A 15,405-nucleotide genomic window follows, 5' to 3' on the forward strand; every position below is an offset into this window, starting at 1 on the left:
TACGTAAACATAACATAGTTTGTCATCACGCTTTCGTCCTGCATATTTCGCTTGATTTAAATCTTTACTCAAAGTAATACTATCTTATACATTAGAATTAATGTGACAATAACAAACTTAGTCTACATGCAATGACAGGTCATTTTCCATGCAACCACCACTTCTTATTTCTATTCGTAGCGCTTTGCTTAGTGTTTCGGATAAAACAGATCTGTTGGCATTCGCACAATCGTTATCTACACGAGGTGTAAAGCTACTCTCTACTGGCGGAACTGCGCGCCAGTTAACACAAGCTGGACTGCAGGTTACGGAAGTTTCTGACTATACTGGTTTTCCAGAAATGATGGACGGGCGAGTCAAAACATTGCATCCCAAAGTACATGGTGGCATCCTAGCCCGCCGTAATATCGATGATGCGATGATGTCCAAGCATGGTATAGAGCCGATTGACATGGTAGTGGTAAACCTCTATCCCTTCGCCGAAAAAGTTGCCTGCGCAACATGTAACCGTGAAGAAGCAATGGAAAATATTGATATCGGTGGTACAACTCTTTTACGCTCCGCAGCTAAAAACTATATGAATGTAGCAGTAGTTGTTAACATCAACGACTACGTTACTATTATTGCAGAGATGGATCGTAATAAGAATGCTCTTACCCTAAAAACACGTTTTAATCTTGCTATTAAGGCGTTTGAACATACTGCCGCCTACGATTGTCAGATTGCTAACTATTTAAATCGTGAAGTACAGGCAGATTATAGCGATCGCAATAAATTATCCAGTAAGTTCCCACGCACCTTGAATCTCAATTTCATTAAGAAACAAGATATGCGTTATGGCGAAAATAACCATCAATTAGCGGCGTTCTATATTGATACCGGGCGTCAATATGTCTCAGTAGCTACCGCACAACAATGGCAAGGCAAAGCCCTTTCTTATAATAATATAGCAGATACTGACGTAGCCTTAGAGTGTGTAAGAGAGTTTAGTGAACCAGCTTGCGTCATTGTTAAACACGTTAATCCATGCAGTGTTGCTACCGGAGAAACACTTTTAGCAGCCTATGAACGTGCTTATCAAACCGATCCTACCTCCGCCTTTGGCAGCGTTATCGCTTTTAACCAGTCACTAGACGCTAGTACTGCTAGGGAGATTATGTTCCGCCAGTTCGTGGAAGTCATTATTGCACCAACAGTAGACAAAGATGCTCTAGCAATACTCGCTACTAAAAATAATGTACGAATTTTAACTAGTGGTCAATGGAATGAGCAGGTACCGAGTCTAGATTTTAAACGGGTCAATGGGGGACTGCTGGTACAGGAACGTGATTTAAGCATGGTGAAGCAGCAAGATTTACTTGTCGTCAGCGAACGTCAACCAACGAAGTCGGAAATACGCGATGCACTTTTTTCCTGGAAAGTTGCTAAATTCGTCAAATCAAACGCTATCGTTTATGCTAGAGATCATCGCACTATTGGTATTGGTGCTGGTCAGATGAGCCGGGTTTACTCTGCAAAAATTGCGGGTATAAAAGCAGCGGAAGAAGGTCTAGATCTACGTGGATCAACCATGGCATCCGATGCCTTCTTCCCATTCCGTGATGGTATTGACTCTGCCGCTGCAGTTGGTATCAGTTGTGTTATCCAGCCTGGTGGATCTATTCGCGATCAAGAAGTGATCACCGCTGCAAATGAACATGGTATAGCTATGATTTTTACCCATATGCGTCATTTTCGCCACTAAACATAGGAGCTCATTCATAAACATTTTAATTATTGGTAACGGTGGACGTGAACATGCCTTAGCATGGAAAGCAGCAAGCTCACCTTTAGCACAAAAAGTATTCGTCGCTCCTGGTAATGCAGGTACAGCTCTTGAGCCATTACTGAACAATATTAATATCGTTGCTACTGATATCCCAGCGCTGGTTGCTTTTGCCAAACGACAAAATATTGGTTTAACTATCGTCGGTCCAGAAGTTTCGCTAGTAAAAGGTATCGTGGATGTTTTTAATGCTGCTGGGCTGCGGGTATTTGGCCCCACCCAAGCAGCGGCACAGTTGGAAAGTTCTAAGACTTTCACTAAAGATTTTCTAGCTCGTCACCATATCCCCACTGGCTTTTCACAAAATTTTACTGAACTTGGACCAGCTATGGATTATGTGCAACAACAAGGCGTACCTATTGTAATTAAGGCGGATGGATTGGCAGCTGGCAAAGGAGTGATAGTAGCAATCACCTTAGCTGAAGCAAAATCAGCAATTAAAAATATACTAGCTGGTAATATTTTTGGCGAAGCGGGTCGTAGCATTGTCATTGAAGAATTCCTCAGTGGTGAAGAAGTAAGTTTTATCGTTATGGTGGATGGCAAGCATGTTTTGCCGATGGCTACGAGCCAAGATCATAAGCGAGTCGGTGATGGGGATACTGGCCCTAATACTGGTGGTATGGGTGCCTATTCTCCCGCACCGGTAGTTACTGATGAGTTGTATCATAAAATATTAGATCAGATAATTTTGCCAACAGTAAAAGGTATGGCGTGGGAAGATAATCTCTATACTGGTTTTCTTTATGCTGGTCTTATGATAACGCCAGAAGGACAGCCGAAAGTTCTTGAGTTTAATTGTCGTTTGGGAGATCCAGAAACCCAGCCGATAATATTCCGTATGCGCTCCGACTTAGTAGCCCATTGTCTAGCAGCAACAGAAGGTTCTTTAGATCAAGAAATCTCAGAGTGGGACGAAAAATTTGCACTTAGCGTGGTACTAGCGTCAGGTGGTTATCCGGGCGATTATCGTATTGGTGATGAAATTAGTGGCCTGCCTACGAGAGAGAGCAACGAAGAGAAAGTTTTTCATGCTGGAACACGCTTGGAGCAAGGTAAGATTTTGACACAGAGCGGTCGCGTCTTATGCGTTACCGCGCTAGGCAATACGGTCGCCGAAGCGCAAGCACGCGTTTACCAAACCGTAGACTTAATACATTGGCAGGATAGTTTTTGCCGACGTGATATCGGCTATAGGGCAAGACTATTACCAGATTAAGCGGAAAATTAAATAAGCTCTTCATCTTAAGATTGTGAGTGTTGTACAAAAGAGGGGTATTTTTCCCCTCAACTTTAACCACATACACATTATGTTGACTTTACTGCTGTTTTTAAAGCTTTACCAGAAATAAATGTAGGCACGTTAATAGCAGCTATTTTTATTTCTTGACCAGTCTGTGGATTACGGCCAATACGCTCGCTACGATGATTAATTTTAAAAGTGCCGAAACCAACCAATTGTACGGCATTACCCTTTTTAAGAGACTCCGTAATTGCTGCTAAGGTGGATTCTAATGCTAACTTAGCCTGTGCTTTAGAGAGATCTGCTTTATCCGCAATTACATCAATTAGTTGAGTTTTGTTCATATATTATCCTTACAGTGTTTTATCGCTTGCTAAGCATTGAGTACGATGTATTTTCATGCCCCTCAAATGTAGACGAGACAGGAGATCATGTGAAGCCTTATAGCAAAGTAAAACAACAGTTAAATTCTTAAATAGAACATCTTGCTGACTCTATCGTATCAATAGATCACTCAATTACATATCAAAATAAAATAGGGATAATTAGCGATCATAGGCCCAGCTTAGTCTTAGCCTAGAAAATGGAATCATCATACATTATTTGATTGATTTTTAAACAAGATTGCTATGACCAACGCAACGAATTTATTCGATCATACAGCTCGCTTATGTAATGTTTACTAGTAAGTAAATATGATATATCATATTATATTTGTGTTGTACTATTACTGATTCACTAGTAATCTAGAAAATACTAGCTTTAGTATGTTGCTAGTAATAAAATACTAACATAATATCATCTTAATTTTGAGCGCAGATATATTAGATGCTTTTTATCATTATTAATAATTACTCTAAATTACTATATATGAATAATTATTAATAGCGTTATATCATGGTAAAGACTGATCTCCGGGACTGAGATGCTCATAAGTTGATATAGTACTAAAAATAGTACTTAAGATAGGTTAATCCCGGTAATGATAATTAATACAGAGGAATGTTTTATGTCAACATCATCTACACATACTTCACGTCGTGTGAGCCGTACTCAGGCGCAAGCTTTCATTGATAGCTTAACCGGTAGTAGTGCTTTTCCAAACTCCCGACGGATTTATCTACAGGGTACTACTCCTTCAGTCCGGGTACCAATGCGTGAAATTAAGCTCAATCCTACATTTATAGGTGATAACTGCGACGATGCACGTTATGAGAATAATGAACCAGTGCCTGTTTACGATACCTCAGGTCCTTACGGCGATCCAGCTGTGGTCATTAATGTGCGTACCGGTCTGCCACGTTTACGGGAAACGTGGATTGTCGCACGACAGGATAGCGAGCAAATTAGCGCCCTTAGTTATCGGGATAACAGGAAACGGCGTACCGAAAAGGGACTAGAGCAGTTGCGTTTTGCTGCCCACCATGATCCGCGTCGTGCTCGTAATAAGTGCTGCGTGACCCAGTTGCATTACGCACGCGCTGGCATCGTTACGCCAGAAATGGAGTTTATTGCCTTACGTGAAAATATGGGTCGGGAGCGTATCTATAGTGATGTACTACATCGGCAGCATTCTGGCCAGAGCTTTGGCGCGGCATTACCTGATCACATCACTGCAGAATTTGTGCGACAGGAAGTAGCTGCTGGACGCGCTATCATTCCGAGTAATATTAATCATCCAGAATCTGAACCGATGATTATCGGCCGTAATTTTCTAGTTAAGGTCAATGCAAATATCGGTAACTCGGCTGTTACCTCATCCATCGAGGAAGAAGTTGAAAAGCTAGTATGGTCTACTCGTTGGGGAGCAGACACAGTGATGGATCTCTCAACTGGCCGTTATATTCATGAAACTAGAGAATGGATATTACGCAATAGCCCAGTGCCTATCGGTACTGTGCCTATCTATCAAGCGTTAGAGAAAGTTAATGGAGTAGTGGAAAATCTTAACTGGAAGGTATTCTACGACACATTATTGGAACAAGCTAATCAAGGTGTAGATTATTTTACAATTCATGCTGGCGTGCTTATGCGTTACATTCCTATGACCGCTCGGAGGTTAACTGGTATCGTATCCCGTGGTGGTTCGATTATGGCACAATGGTGTTTAGCACATAATAAGGAAAACTTTCTTTATGAACGCTTTCGCGATATCTGTGATCTTTGTGCTGCTTATGATATTGCTTTATCTCTTGGAGATGGTCTGCGTCCTGGTTCCGTACAGGATGCTAATGACGAAGCACAATTTTCTGAACTTTATACCTTGGGTGAGTTGACGAAAATAGCCTGGGAGTATGATGTACAAGTAATGATTGAAGGACCAGGTCACGTTCCGATGCATATGATTGAGCGTAATATGACAGATCAACTAAAACATTGCCACGAAGCACCGTTTTATACTCTAGGGCCACTTACAACAGATATAGCCCCAGGCTATGACCATTTTACCTCAGGTATCGGTGCCGCACTAATCGGCTGGTTTGGATGCGCGATGCTGTGCTATGTAACTCCCAAAGAACATCTAGGTTTGCCTAATAAAGAAGATGTTAAACAAGGGCTGATAACCTATAAAATTGCTGCCCATGCCGCAGATCTTGCAAAGGGGCATCCTGGTGCGCAGATACGTGATAACGCTATGTCTAAGGCGCGTTTCGAATTCCGCTGGGAAGATCAATTCAATTTAGCGCTGGACCCAATTACAGCGCGTACCTATCACGATGAAACTATGCCGCAGGCAGCAGGTAAAATGGCACATTTTTGCTCAATGTGCGGCCCTAAATTCTGTTCGATGAAAATCTCTAAAGAAGTTCGTAATTACGCCGATGCCCAAGTTAGACAGGCTAATTCCCCTCATATCACTTAATTATGGTGTAAATAAAGAATGTTTAGTAACAAATCTTTTACACCGCTACCCTATCGGCTTGGTCTATATCCTATAGTAGATTCGCTGATGTGGTTAGTGCGCATGCTGGATGCTGGAGTGACCATCGTGCAATTACGAATAAAAGATAAGAGTGAGGCTGAGGTAGCGCCAGATATCGAGGCCGCGGTATTACTTGGACAACGTTATGCAGCGCGAATCTTTATAAATGACTACTGGCGCCTCGCTATTCGCTATAACGCCTATGGTGTACATCTGGGACAAGAAGACATGGATCAGGCTGATGCAAATGCTATTAATCGTGCCGGACTATTTTTGGGACTGTCTACTCATAATGAAGTCGAATTAATGCGTGCAATGGCTTGGCGTCCCTCCTATATTGCACTTGGTCATATCTTCCCTACGATCACTAAAAAAATGTCCTCTAGCCCACAGGGGTTAGAAGCATTACGGAGTATAGTTGCAAAGTTGCGGAATATTCCTACGGTGGCTATCGGAGGAATTAGCGCTGATAAGGTAGAGGCTGTACTAGAATGTGGTGTTGGTAGTATCGCTGTAGTCAGCGCGATCACTCGTGCGCCGGATTGGCGTCAGGCAACTCTTAGTCTACTAGATAAAATTAATCGCTGGCAGCACTGCCATGCTTAACGATCAGGATTTTTTACGCTACAGCCGTCAGCTGCTGCTAGAAGAAGTGGGTCCTGCGGGACAAAAACAGCTGCAGGCAGCTACAGTACTACTAGCTGGATTAGGCGGATTAGGATCAGTAGCGTCGCTGTATCTAGCTGCTGCAGGTGTTGGTACTTTATTGCTAGCAGATGACGATAGTCTCTATATGACTAACTTACAGCGGCAAATTCTCTATCGTACTGGAGATATTGGACAATTAAAAGCAGAGGTAGCCAAGCAACAACTTACTGCACTAAATCCACAGGTACGTTATATTGCTCTGACAAGGAGACTACAAAACACTACTTGGTTAGATGAGCAAGTAATGCGTGCTAATGTGGTACTAGACTGTAGCGATAATATGGTTACTCGCCACGTGATAAATACTACTTGTGTGCGCAGCAGTATACCGCTGATTAGTGCTAGTGCGGTAGGTTTTAACGGTCAAATGATGGTTTTGCAACCACCGTGGCGCAGCGGCTGTTACGCCTGTCTATTTCCAGATCTGCAGCCGCCACAGAATACGCAACGTAATTGTCGTACCGCAGGTATTCTGGGTCCGGTAGTAGGTATCATGGGTACCTTGCAGGCACTAGAGGCCATTAAATTGCTGTGCGGCTTACCAATGAAAACAGCAGGTAAATTGTGGTTATTCGATGGTAAAACCCTTCAGTGGCGTATTTTATACTTAAGTCGGAATAAGCAATGTTCGGTCTGCGCTACTAATACTTGACTGGTAGTAAGAAAGGAGAAAACTATAATGACAATTACTTTTAATGATCATCCGATGCAGTTAGCTCAGCCATTAACCTTAAGTACACTACTTAACCAACTCTATGCACAGACTTCTGGCTCCGCACTAGCTGTTAATCAGACGATCATTCCCCGCACGTGTTGGTCCGAATATCAGGTACAAGATGGCGACGATATTTTATTATTCGAGGCCATTGCCGGAGGATAAAAAATGTTTACTCTTGCTGATACTAATTTTCGTTCTAGATTATTCATTGGTACTGGAAAATTCGCTACCCAAGAACTGATGTTGCAAGCCATAGCTGCTGCTGGTAGTGAGCTAATAACCTTAGCGATGCGCAGGGTAGATCTAAAGGAAGGTAATGATGCTCTACTCCCGGGGCTGCGTCAAACAGGTGTGAAATTGCTACCTAATACCTCTGGTGCGAAAACAGCTGATGAGGCGCTTTTTGTCGCTAGGCTGGCACGCGAAGCCATCGGTACTAATTGGATCAAATTAGAAATTCATCCAGACATGCAATATCTACTACCAGACCCAATAGAAACTTTGAAGGCAGCAGGAAAATTAGTTAAGGAGGGTTTTATTGTACTGCCATATTGTAGCGCAGATCCAGTATTATGCCGCCGCCTTGAGGAAGTAGGTTGTGCGGCCGTTATGCCGCTAGGATCTCCTATAGGTTCCAATCAGGGGCTAAAAACTCGCGATTTCCTACAAATTATTATTCAACAAACGCAAGTACCTGTAGTAGTAGATGCAGGTATTGGAGCTCCAAGCCAGGCGCTAGAAGCACTAGAAATGGGTGCAGATGCAGTGTTAGTCAATACAGCTATTGCTGTCGCACAAGATCCCGTAGCCATGGCTAACGCTTTCCGACTAGCATTAATGGCGGGAGAGTTAGTTAACGCTGCAGGTCTAGCGCCGCGCAGACAGTATGCTAGTGCAACTAGCCCATTAACAGGATTTTTATCCTGCGACCGCGAGGTATGTTCATGACAACTTTTAGTCAGTACTGGCAACAGATAGACTGGAATGTTACCAGTATGCGTATCCATAGTCAGAATAAACTAGATGTAGAACGAGCGCTAATGGCTAGCTCTCTTGGTCCAGAAGAGATGATGGCACTATTATCACCAGTAGCGAGTGTATATCTAGAACCTCTCGCACAGCGAGCTCAGAATTTGACTCGCCAACGTTTCGGTAATATCGTTAGTTTCTATTTGCCGCTTTACCTCTCTAATCTTTGTGCTAATGAATGCAGCTATTGTGGTTTCTCAATAAGTAATCGCATACGGCGTAAAATTCTTGATGAACAGGAAATTATCGACGAATGTGAGGCGATTCGTGCCCAAAGTATCGACTCTCTACTGTTAGTAACCGGAGAACATAAAAATCAAGTAGGTATGAACTATTTTCGTCGTTGCGTACCGAAAGTACGCGACTACTTTAGTTCCCTGATTATGGAGGTTCAACCTCTTTTGCAACAGGAGTATACTGAATTAAAGATGCTTGGACTAGACGGTATACTAGTATACCAAGAAACTTATCATCTACCAACCTATCATCTTCATCATCTACGTGGTAAGAAGCGGGATTTCTTCTGGCGGTTAGAAACACCAGATCGTGTAGCACGCGCTGGAATAGATAAAATCGGTCTAGGAGCATTGATAGGGTTGTCGGAAGACTGGCGTACTGATTGTTATATGTTAGCCCGCCATTTACTTTATCTGCGCAATAGCTATTGGCGTAGTAACTACTCTCTATCGTTTCCGCGGCTGCGTCCTTGCGCTGGCCGCGGAGTCACGCCCTCATCTTTGATAAATGAAGCTCAATTATTGCAGATAATGTGTGCTTTTCGCCTACTAGCCCCTGAAGTTGAAATTTCTCTTTCTACCAGAGAATCGCCGTATTTCCGCGATAATGTTGTGCCCATCGTGGTAAATAGTGTGAGTGCAGGCTCTAAAACTCAACCTGGTGGTTATGCCCATGAAAAGCAGGAGCTGGAGCAGTTTTTACCACACGATAATCGTTCTCTACAAGATGTAGCGCAAGCATTTATCCGCGCTGGCTTACAGCCTATATGGAAAGACGGACTGGAATGCTTATCTATTGATTCGCCAGCTGAGAAAAATCAAAGAATCAAATCTATGAAATAATTTTCAAATCACTTTATAATTTTGCTGTTTACTAGTAAGAGAGCAGATCCGTGAGAAATATTTTTTATTGTACTTGGCGTCGTATTTTTCGCATGAGTAAAAAAAGCCAGGGCCACATTATGCCATCGACTAGACTGCTCCAAAATATTTCTGGTTTGAATAAAATATTCATAAAACAAAGAGATGTTATATATACAATAAATTTAGTTAATAATGATAGTATTGTGACAATAATAGCCTGTTGACAAAGGGTTATATTTCTGAATAACCTAAATTTTAATACCGCAAGATATGCGATAATACTAAGTGCTAGTGCATGTACACCTAGCGTCGAACCAATCATTAAATCCATGATGAGTCCTAGTAAAAATCCTGTTCCTACATTCACACGATGTGGTAAGACCATCACCCAATAAATCAGTAACAAACTTAGCCAAGAAGGACAGAAGATATTAATGGGTGGCGGGCAAGGCATGATTTGTAGGATTATCGTGATAATAAAAGAGAACCAGATAATCCAGCCTCCGTAACGATGATACCGATTCATTATTGCGTTTCAATCAACGTAGATGTAATTCAATGTTCGTTCAAGTAGGTTAAGCTTTGACCCGTAGCTGACGCTGAATACTGCAGGCCCTTTGGCATCATCTGTATTAGCCGTTCTTTAGCGACACGACGTACCTCATCTGGTGGTAGCGGGACTTCAAGACGTAGACCCGCACCCCACAGTAAGAGTAGATAACGTAAATGCTGCAACACGGCTGTAGGTCGCGCCTTAATTATAGTATGTGCATGCTGCGTATCTAGTTGAACCGACGATACAACAGCAACAGGATAACCTTCTGGAAAGCGGCCTCCAAGACCTGAGGTAACTAGTACATCACCGACACGAATATCAGTATTACACGGTAGATGTTCAAGCTGTAGATCTACCGTGCATCCATTACCCACGACAATTACCCGGATATCATTACGTAACACCTGAATTGGAAGCGCGTGGGAGGCATCACAAATTAGCAAGATACGACTAGTTAACTTACTGGTAGCAATAACCTGCCCTACTACTCCTTGGTCGCTGATAACTGGCTGGCCGATATACACACCATTACCCCACCCTTTATCAATTACCACTTGATGACGGTATGGATCAGTCCTGAGAGAAATCACTTTGGTAACCATTTTACGCTCATCTTGAAGCATCGGAGATACCAGTAGCTCACGTAGTTTACTATTTTCCTTTTTATACTCCCCGAGCAACAATTGCTCACTTTTTTTTAGCAGCAACTCTTGGCGCAAAGCACGATTTTCTAACTTTAGTTGAGCGTTAGTAGCCAAAATTTGTGAGATATCATCTAGCATTTGGCGTGGTCGATGAGCAATCAAATAAAACTGACTGACTGCAGTATCCATGTAGGTACGAATATTCACAAAAGTCTCTAGCCTACTATCTACCATAATTATAATTATGGCAACTATCATGGCTAGCAATAGTCGCAGCAGCAGAGAATAGCTTCTGCTGAAAATTGGCTTTATAAACGACACTTTGACCTCAATAAAAAAAGGAAGTACTATCTCGGACCTATTCTCCCTTATTTTTCTTTTAGTTTGAGGTAAGTTATTCTTCGCTGAATAAATCACCACCATGCATATCAATCATTTCTAACGCCTTACCACCGCCCCTGGCAACACAAGTTAATGGATCATCTGCTACGATAACAGGAATACCTGTCTCTTCCATTAGTAGACGATCTAAATTACGTAGCAGCGCACCTCCGCCAGTAAGCACCATACCACGCTCTGAAATATCTGATGCCAGCTCCGGCGGGCATTGTTCCAGCGCTACCCTAACTGGACTAACAATACCAGTAAGTGGCTCCTGTAGCGCTTCTAGAATCTCATTGGAGTTCAAAGTGAAACTACGTGGTACTCCCTCTGCTAGATTACGACCACGTACTTCAATCTCCCGCAGTTCATCGTCGGGATAGGCAGCACCAATGCTATGCTTAATTCGTTCAGCGGTAGCTTCACCAATCAGGGAACCGTAGTTGCGGCGTACATAATTAATAATAGCTTCATCAAAGCGATCGCCTCCAACGCGTACAGAAGAGGAGTAGACTACACCGTTCAGCGAAATTACTGCAACTTCTGTGGTACCGCCGCCAATATCGACTACCATTGATCCCGTTGCTTCAAATACCGGCAGTCCAGCACCTATTGCTGCAGCCATAGGCTCCTCAATCAAGAAAACCTCGCGTGCTCCAGCACCCTGTGCTGATTCACGGATAGCACGGCGTTCTACTTGGGTAGCACCTACCGGAACACAGACTAGTACACGCGGACTTGGACGCATGAAACTATTACTATGAACTTGTTTGATAAAGTGCTGCAGCATTTTCTCCGTCACAAAAAAGTCGGCAATCACACCATCTTTCATCGGACGGATGGCTGCAATATTACCGGGCGTACGCCCCAGCATCTGTTTTGCTTCATGGCCAACTGCCGCTACGCATTTCGGCGTACCAGCACGATCTTGACGAATCGCAACAACGGAAGGTGCGTTCAGGACAATGCCCTGTCCTTTTACATAAATGAGGGTATTCGCAGTCCCTAGATCAATGGATAAGTCATTAGAAAACATGCCTCTAAATTTTTTAAACATAAATTATATCCTGCTAGTAATAGTGCAAAATCAAAACGGTGTAAAAAACATACAATATGTTGTTATAGAAGAGATAATATTCGTAATATTATTACAAAAAAATAAATATTGGTTATAGATTTTAGCCCGGAGAGGTGCGAAACTATTGTCTTTTTTGCGGTCAAACATAAATTTGACTGAAATATTAAAAAAAATTTAAGACTAATCTGGGTTCAAAACATGAATATTTTTTATACTCCAGTAAGATCAGTACGAAACAAATATCAATTGCACCGATAAAAGTATCGGAAACCAATTGAGTGTTCAAAATACCTTTTTTCTATTATGTGATCATAATAAATAACAAATATTTAAGCAAAAAAGTGACAAATAATTTGTTGTTAGTTATCTTCTACGGGGTATCGTAAATTGAAGCTAGATCACCGTATAATGGCTGAAAAGTTCCACATTTTGCTTCTGAATGGCCCTAACCTAAATCTGCTAGGTAACCGTGAAGTCAAAAAGTATGGCGGTACCACACTTAATGAGATAATCATAGATATGATTAATCTTGCTGCTAGCCTTGGAGCAAAACTAAGTCATTTTCAGTCCAATGCAGAGCATACGCTAATCCATCATATACATGAAGCTCGTGGCAAGAATGATTTTATCATTATTAATCCTGCCGCGTTTACCCATACTAGCGTTGCCTTGCGTGATGCATTTTTAGCGGTAAATATTCCGTTTATCGAGATTCATCTCTCCAATATATATGCTCGTGAGCCTTTTAGACATTCTTCCTATCTGTCTGATATTGCGGTTGGCGTGATCTGTGGTTTCGGTGTTGATGGGTATCACTTTGCTTTAAAGACTGCGGTAAAACTTCTATCAAAATCTAATTAATTAGAGTATGGAACTTCACTTATGGATATTCGTAAGATCAAGAAACTAATTGAACTGGTTGAAGAATCTAGCATTTCAGAGCTGAAAATATCTGAAGGTGAAGAATCGGTTCGTATCAGTCGTGCTACGGTACAATCTGCCTACCCAATGATACAGACTTATATCCCTACTTCCCAACCGCAGTCAGGGACTGTACATGAAGCTGCTATCGAAACCGCTGCCGTACCTGCAACTATGAGTAGTCATATTGTGCGCTCACCAATGGTGGGGATTTTTTACCGTACTCCGAGTTCGGACACTAAAACTTTCATAGAAGTAGGTCAGAAAGTAAACGTCGGCGACACTCTATGCATAGTTGAAGCTATGAAAATAATGAATAGTATTCAATCCGATAAAGCCGGTGTGGTAAAAGCTATTTTACCAGATAACGGTCAACCGGTTGAATTTGATGAGCCACTAATTATCATCGAGTAACGAGGCGTCAAATGTTAGAAAAAATTGTCATCGCAAATCGCGGTGAAATTGCGCTGCGTATCCTTCGTGCATGTAAAGAACTAAACATTAAAACCGTAGCTGTGCACTCTACCGCCGACCGTGATCTCAAACATGTACTTTTAGCAGATGAAACGATATGCATCGGCCCTCCGCCCTCTATGAAAAGTTATCTAAATATTCCTGCCATAATTTCTGCCGCGGAAATTACCGGATCTACTGCTATTCATCCAGGGTATGGATTCCTGTCCGAGAACGCTGATTTTGCGGAGCAAGTTGAGCGTTCAGGATTTATTTTTATCGGTCCTAAAGCAGAGACTATTCGTCTGATGGGAGATAAAGTCTCTGCCATCAAAACAATGAAACAAACAGGTATACCATGTATACCTGGCTCAGATGGACCAGTTAGCGAAGATATGCAAAAAAACCACACTATTGCTAATCTTATCGGCTATCCAATAATTATTAAAGCTTCCGAAGGCGGTGGTGGACGCGGTATGCGTGTTGTGTGCAATTCGAAAGATCTAGAGTATTCGATCCGAATTACTCGCGCGGAGGCTAAAGCCATGTTTAGTAACGATATAGTCTATATGGAGAAGTATCTAGAGAATCCTCGCCATATCGAGATTCAGGTTTTAGCTGACAACCAAGGCAACGCTATCTATTTGGGGGAGCGTGATTGCTCAATGCAACGCCGACACCAGAAAGTTTTAGAAGAAGCGCCGGCGCCGGGTATAACTGATGAGTTACGTCGTAATATCGGAGAACGTTGTGCTAAGGCTTGTGTTGAAATAGGCTATCGTGGGGCTGGCACTTTCGAATTTCTATATGAAAAAGGCGAGTTCTTCTTTATCGAAATGAACACTCGTATCCAGGTTGAGCATCCAGTTACTGAAATGATCACTGGTATAGATATTATTAAAAAACAGTTATTAATTGCATCAGGCCAACCACTGTCCATCACTCAAGATAAGATCAAAATATCTGGCCATGCAGTTGAGTGCCGTATTAATGCAGAAGATCCCAATACTTTCCTGCCTAGTCCTGGCAAGATCACTCGTTTTCATGCTCCAAGCGGTTTCGGCGTTCGCTGGGAGTCACATATTTATACGAGTTACTCAGTACCGCCGTATTATGACTCTATGATTGGTAAACTGATTTGTTTTGGTGAGAACCGTAATGTCGCTATTTCACGTATGAAAAATGCACTTACAGAATTAATTATCGATAATATTAAAACTAATATCGATCTCCAGCTTCAAATAATAAATGATGAGAACTTCCAGAACGGTGGCACTAATATCCACTATTTAGAACAAAAGTTAGGTATACATAAAACTTAATATACTATGGTATTGTACCAAATATGGTATTGTACCAAATATTGAGTTTTCTTCTCGGAATAAAATGCGTAAGATATCTACTCTTGCGGAGAAAAGAGATTCTTAATGTTTTCTGTGCACATTCAATACTATACCTTTGTACATATCGGTAAGTTACATACCTAAATATGGGTGAAGAAATTATTTGGTTAAGGCTGACATAATTATGTTAGAACAACGTGTTAATTCTGATGTACTAATTGTTTCTACCATTAATGCGCAAGATAAGGTTACACAAAAACCTCTACGTAACTCAGTTAAACAAGCATTAAAAAACTATTTTGTTCTCCTGAATGGTCAGGATATTAAAAACTTATATGAATTGGTGTTAGCCGAAATAGAGCAACCACTCTTAGATATGGTCATGCAATATACTCGAGGAAACCAGACCCGCGCTGCTCTAATAATGGGTATTAACCGTGGCACACTACGTAAGAAATTAAAAAAGTATGGTATGAATTAATA

16 protein-coding genes are annotated in these 15,405 nt (G+C 41.9%); 12 read left to right on the top strand and 4 right to left on the bottom strand.

Going from position 1 to position 15,405, the window contains the following annotated elements; translation table 11 throughout:
* Nucleotides 1–148 precede the first annotated feature (148 nt).
* Nucleotides 149–1,744, top strand: coding sequence for a bifunctional phosphoribosylaminoimidazolecarboxamide formyltransferase/IMP cyclohydrolase (gene purH / locus IM45_RS00220; protein ID WP_038497759.1), 1,596 nt, complete (start codon nucleotides 149–151; stop codon nucleotides 1,742–1,744).
* A gap of 16 nt (nucleotides 1,745–1,760) precedes the next feature.
* Complete coding sequence (gene purD / locus IM45_RS00225; protein WP_038497762.1) at nucleotides 1,761–3,044, top strand: phosphoribosylamine--glycine ligase; 1,284 nt, start codon at nucleotides 1,761–1,763, stop codon at nucleotides 3,042–3,044.
* A gap of 89 nt (nucleotides 3,045–3,133) precedes the next feature.
* Here the strand turns inward: purD and hupA are convergent, their stop codons facing one another.
* On the bottom strand, nucleotides 3,134–3,412 hold the full coding sequence (gene hupA / locus IM45_RS00230; RefSeq protein ID WP_038497765.1) for a nucleoid-associated protein HU-alpha: 279 nt from the start codon (nucleotides 3,410–3,412) through the stop codon (nucleotides 3,134–3,136).
* 665 nt (nucleotides 3,413–4,077) lie between these two features.
* On the opposite strand from hupA, the gene thiC reads away from it, so the two are divergent.
* From thiC to thiH, 6 genes are read left to right on the top strand one after another with little or no spacing between them, the layout of a single operon-like run.
* A complete protein-coding gene (thiC, locus tag IM45_RS00235; RefSeq protein ID WP_051984586.1) occupies nucleotides 4,078–5,931 on the top strand; it encodes a phosphomethylpyrimidine synthase ThiC in 1,854 nt (617 codons plus the stop codon).
* 18 nt (nucleotides 5,932–5,949) lie between these two features.
* Nucleotides 5,950–6,597 (top strand): thiamine phosphate synthase, encoded by a 648-nt coding sequence (gene thiE, locus IM45_RS00240; protein WP_038497769.1) that lies wholly within the window; start codon nucleotides 5,950–5,952, stop codon nucleotides 6,595–6,597.
* Nucleotides 6,590–7,351: a HesA/MoeB/ThiF family protein gene (locus IM45_RS00245; protein WP_038497772.1), complete on the top strand. Its 762-nt coding sequence runs from the start codon at nucleotides 6,590–6,592 to the stop codon at nucleotides 7,349–7,351. Before thiE ends, IM45_RS00245 begins: the two co-directional genes overlap by 8 nt.
* A gap of 27 nt (nucleotides 7,352–7,378) precedes the next feature.
* Entirely contained in the window at nucleotides 7,379–7,579 is a 201-nt protein-coding gene (gene thiS, locus IM45_RS00250) for a sulfur carrier protein ThiS (protein WP_038497775.1), read from the top strand.
* A 3-nt stretch (nucleotides 7,580–7,582) separates the two neighbouring features.
* Nucleotides 7,583–8,365: a thiazole synthase gene (locus tag IM45_RS00255; RefSeq protein ID WP_038497778.1), complete on the top strand. Its 783-nt coding sequence runs from the start codon at nucleotides 7,583–7,585 to the stop codon at nucleotides 8,363–8,365.
* Nucleotides 8,362–9,525 (top strand): 2-iminoacetate synthase ThiH, encoded by a 1,164-nt coding sequence (thiH, locus tag IM45_RS00260; RefSeq protein ID WP_051984587.1) that lies wholly within the window; start codon nucleotides 8,362–8,364, stop codon nucleotides 9,523–9,525. The genes IM45_RS00255 and thiH overlap by 4 nt, the downstream gene beginning before the upstream one ends.
* A 64-nt stretch (nucleotides 9,526–9,589) precedes the next feature.
* On the opposite strand, the gene mreD is transcribed toward thiH, so the two are convergent.
* From mreD to mreB, 3 genes are all read right to left on the bottom strand, one after another.
* A complete protein-coding gene (mreD, locus tag IM45_RS00265; protein WP_038497781.1) occupies nucleotides 9,590–10,072 on the bottom strand; it encodes a rod shape-determining protein MreD in 483 nt (160 codons plus the stop codon).
* A gap of 29 nt (nucleotides 10,073–10,101) precedes the next feature.
* Entirely contained in the window at nucleotides 10,102–11,058 is a 957-nt protein-coding gene (gene mreC, locus IM45_RS00270) for a rod shape-determining protein MreC (RefSeq protein WP_051984626.1), read from the bottom strand.
* An 82-nt stretch (nucleotides 11,059–11,140) separates the two neighbouring features.
* Entirely contained in the window at nucleotides 11,141–12,184 is a 1,044-nt protein-coding gene (gene mreB / locus IM45_RS00275; protein WP_038497783.1) for a rod shape-determining protein MreB, read from the bottom strand.
* A 429-nt stretch (nucleotides 12,185–12,613) separates the two neighbouring features.
* Here mreB and aroQ point away from each other — a divergent pair, with 429 nt between their 5' ends.
* The 4 genes from aroQ (at nucleotide 12,614) to fis (ending at nucleotide 15,403) form a co-directional block, all read left to right on the top strand.
* Complete coding sequence (gene aroQ, locus IM45_RS00280; RefSeq protein ID WP_038497786.1) at nucleotides 12,614–13,066, top strand: type II 3-dehydroquinate dehydratase; 453 nt, start codon at nucleotides 12,614–12,616, stop codon at nucleotides 13,064–13,066.
* A gap of 21 nt (nucleotides 13,067–13,087) precedes the next feature.
* The gene (accB, locus tag IM45_RS00285) at nucleotides 13,088–13,540 is read left to right on the top strand and encodes an acetyl-CoA carboxylase biotin carboxyl carrier protein (RefSeq protein WP_038497789.1); all 453 of its coding nucleotides are present in this window, start codon (nucleotides 13,088–13,090) and stop codon (nucleotides 13,538–13,540) included.
* An 11-nt stretch (nucleotides 13,541–13,551) separates the two neighbouring features.
* On the top strand, nucleotides 13,552–14,901 hold the full coding sequence (gene accC / locus IM45_RS00290; protein ID WP_038497792.1) for an acetyl-CoA carboxylase biotin carboxylase subunit: 1,350 nt from the start codon (nucleotides 13,552–13,554) through the stop codon (nucleotides 14,899–14,901).
* Nucleotides 14,902–15,106: 205 nt separating this feature from the next.
* The gene (gene fis, locus IM45_RS00295) at nucleotides 15,107–15,403 is read left to right on the top strand and encodes a DNA-binding transcriptional regulator Fis (protein ID WP_038497795.1); all 297 of its coding nucleotides are present in this window, start codon (nucleotides 15,107–15,109) and stop codon (nucleotides 15,401–15,403) included.
* The last annotated feature ends 2 nt before the right edge of the window (nucleotides 15,404–15,405 follow it).

The organism is Candidatus Palibaumannia cicadellinicola, from assembly GCF_000754265.1.
Taxonomy (GTDB): domain Bacteria; phylum Pseudomonadota; class Gammaproteobacteria; order Enterobacterales; family Enterobacteriaceae; genus Baumannia; species Baumannia cicadellinicola_B.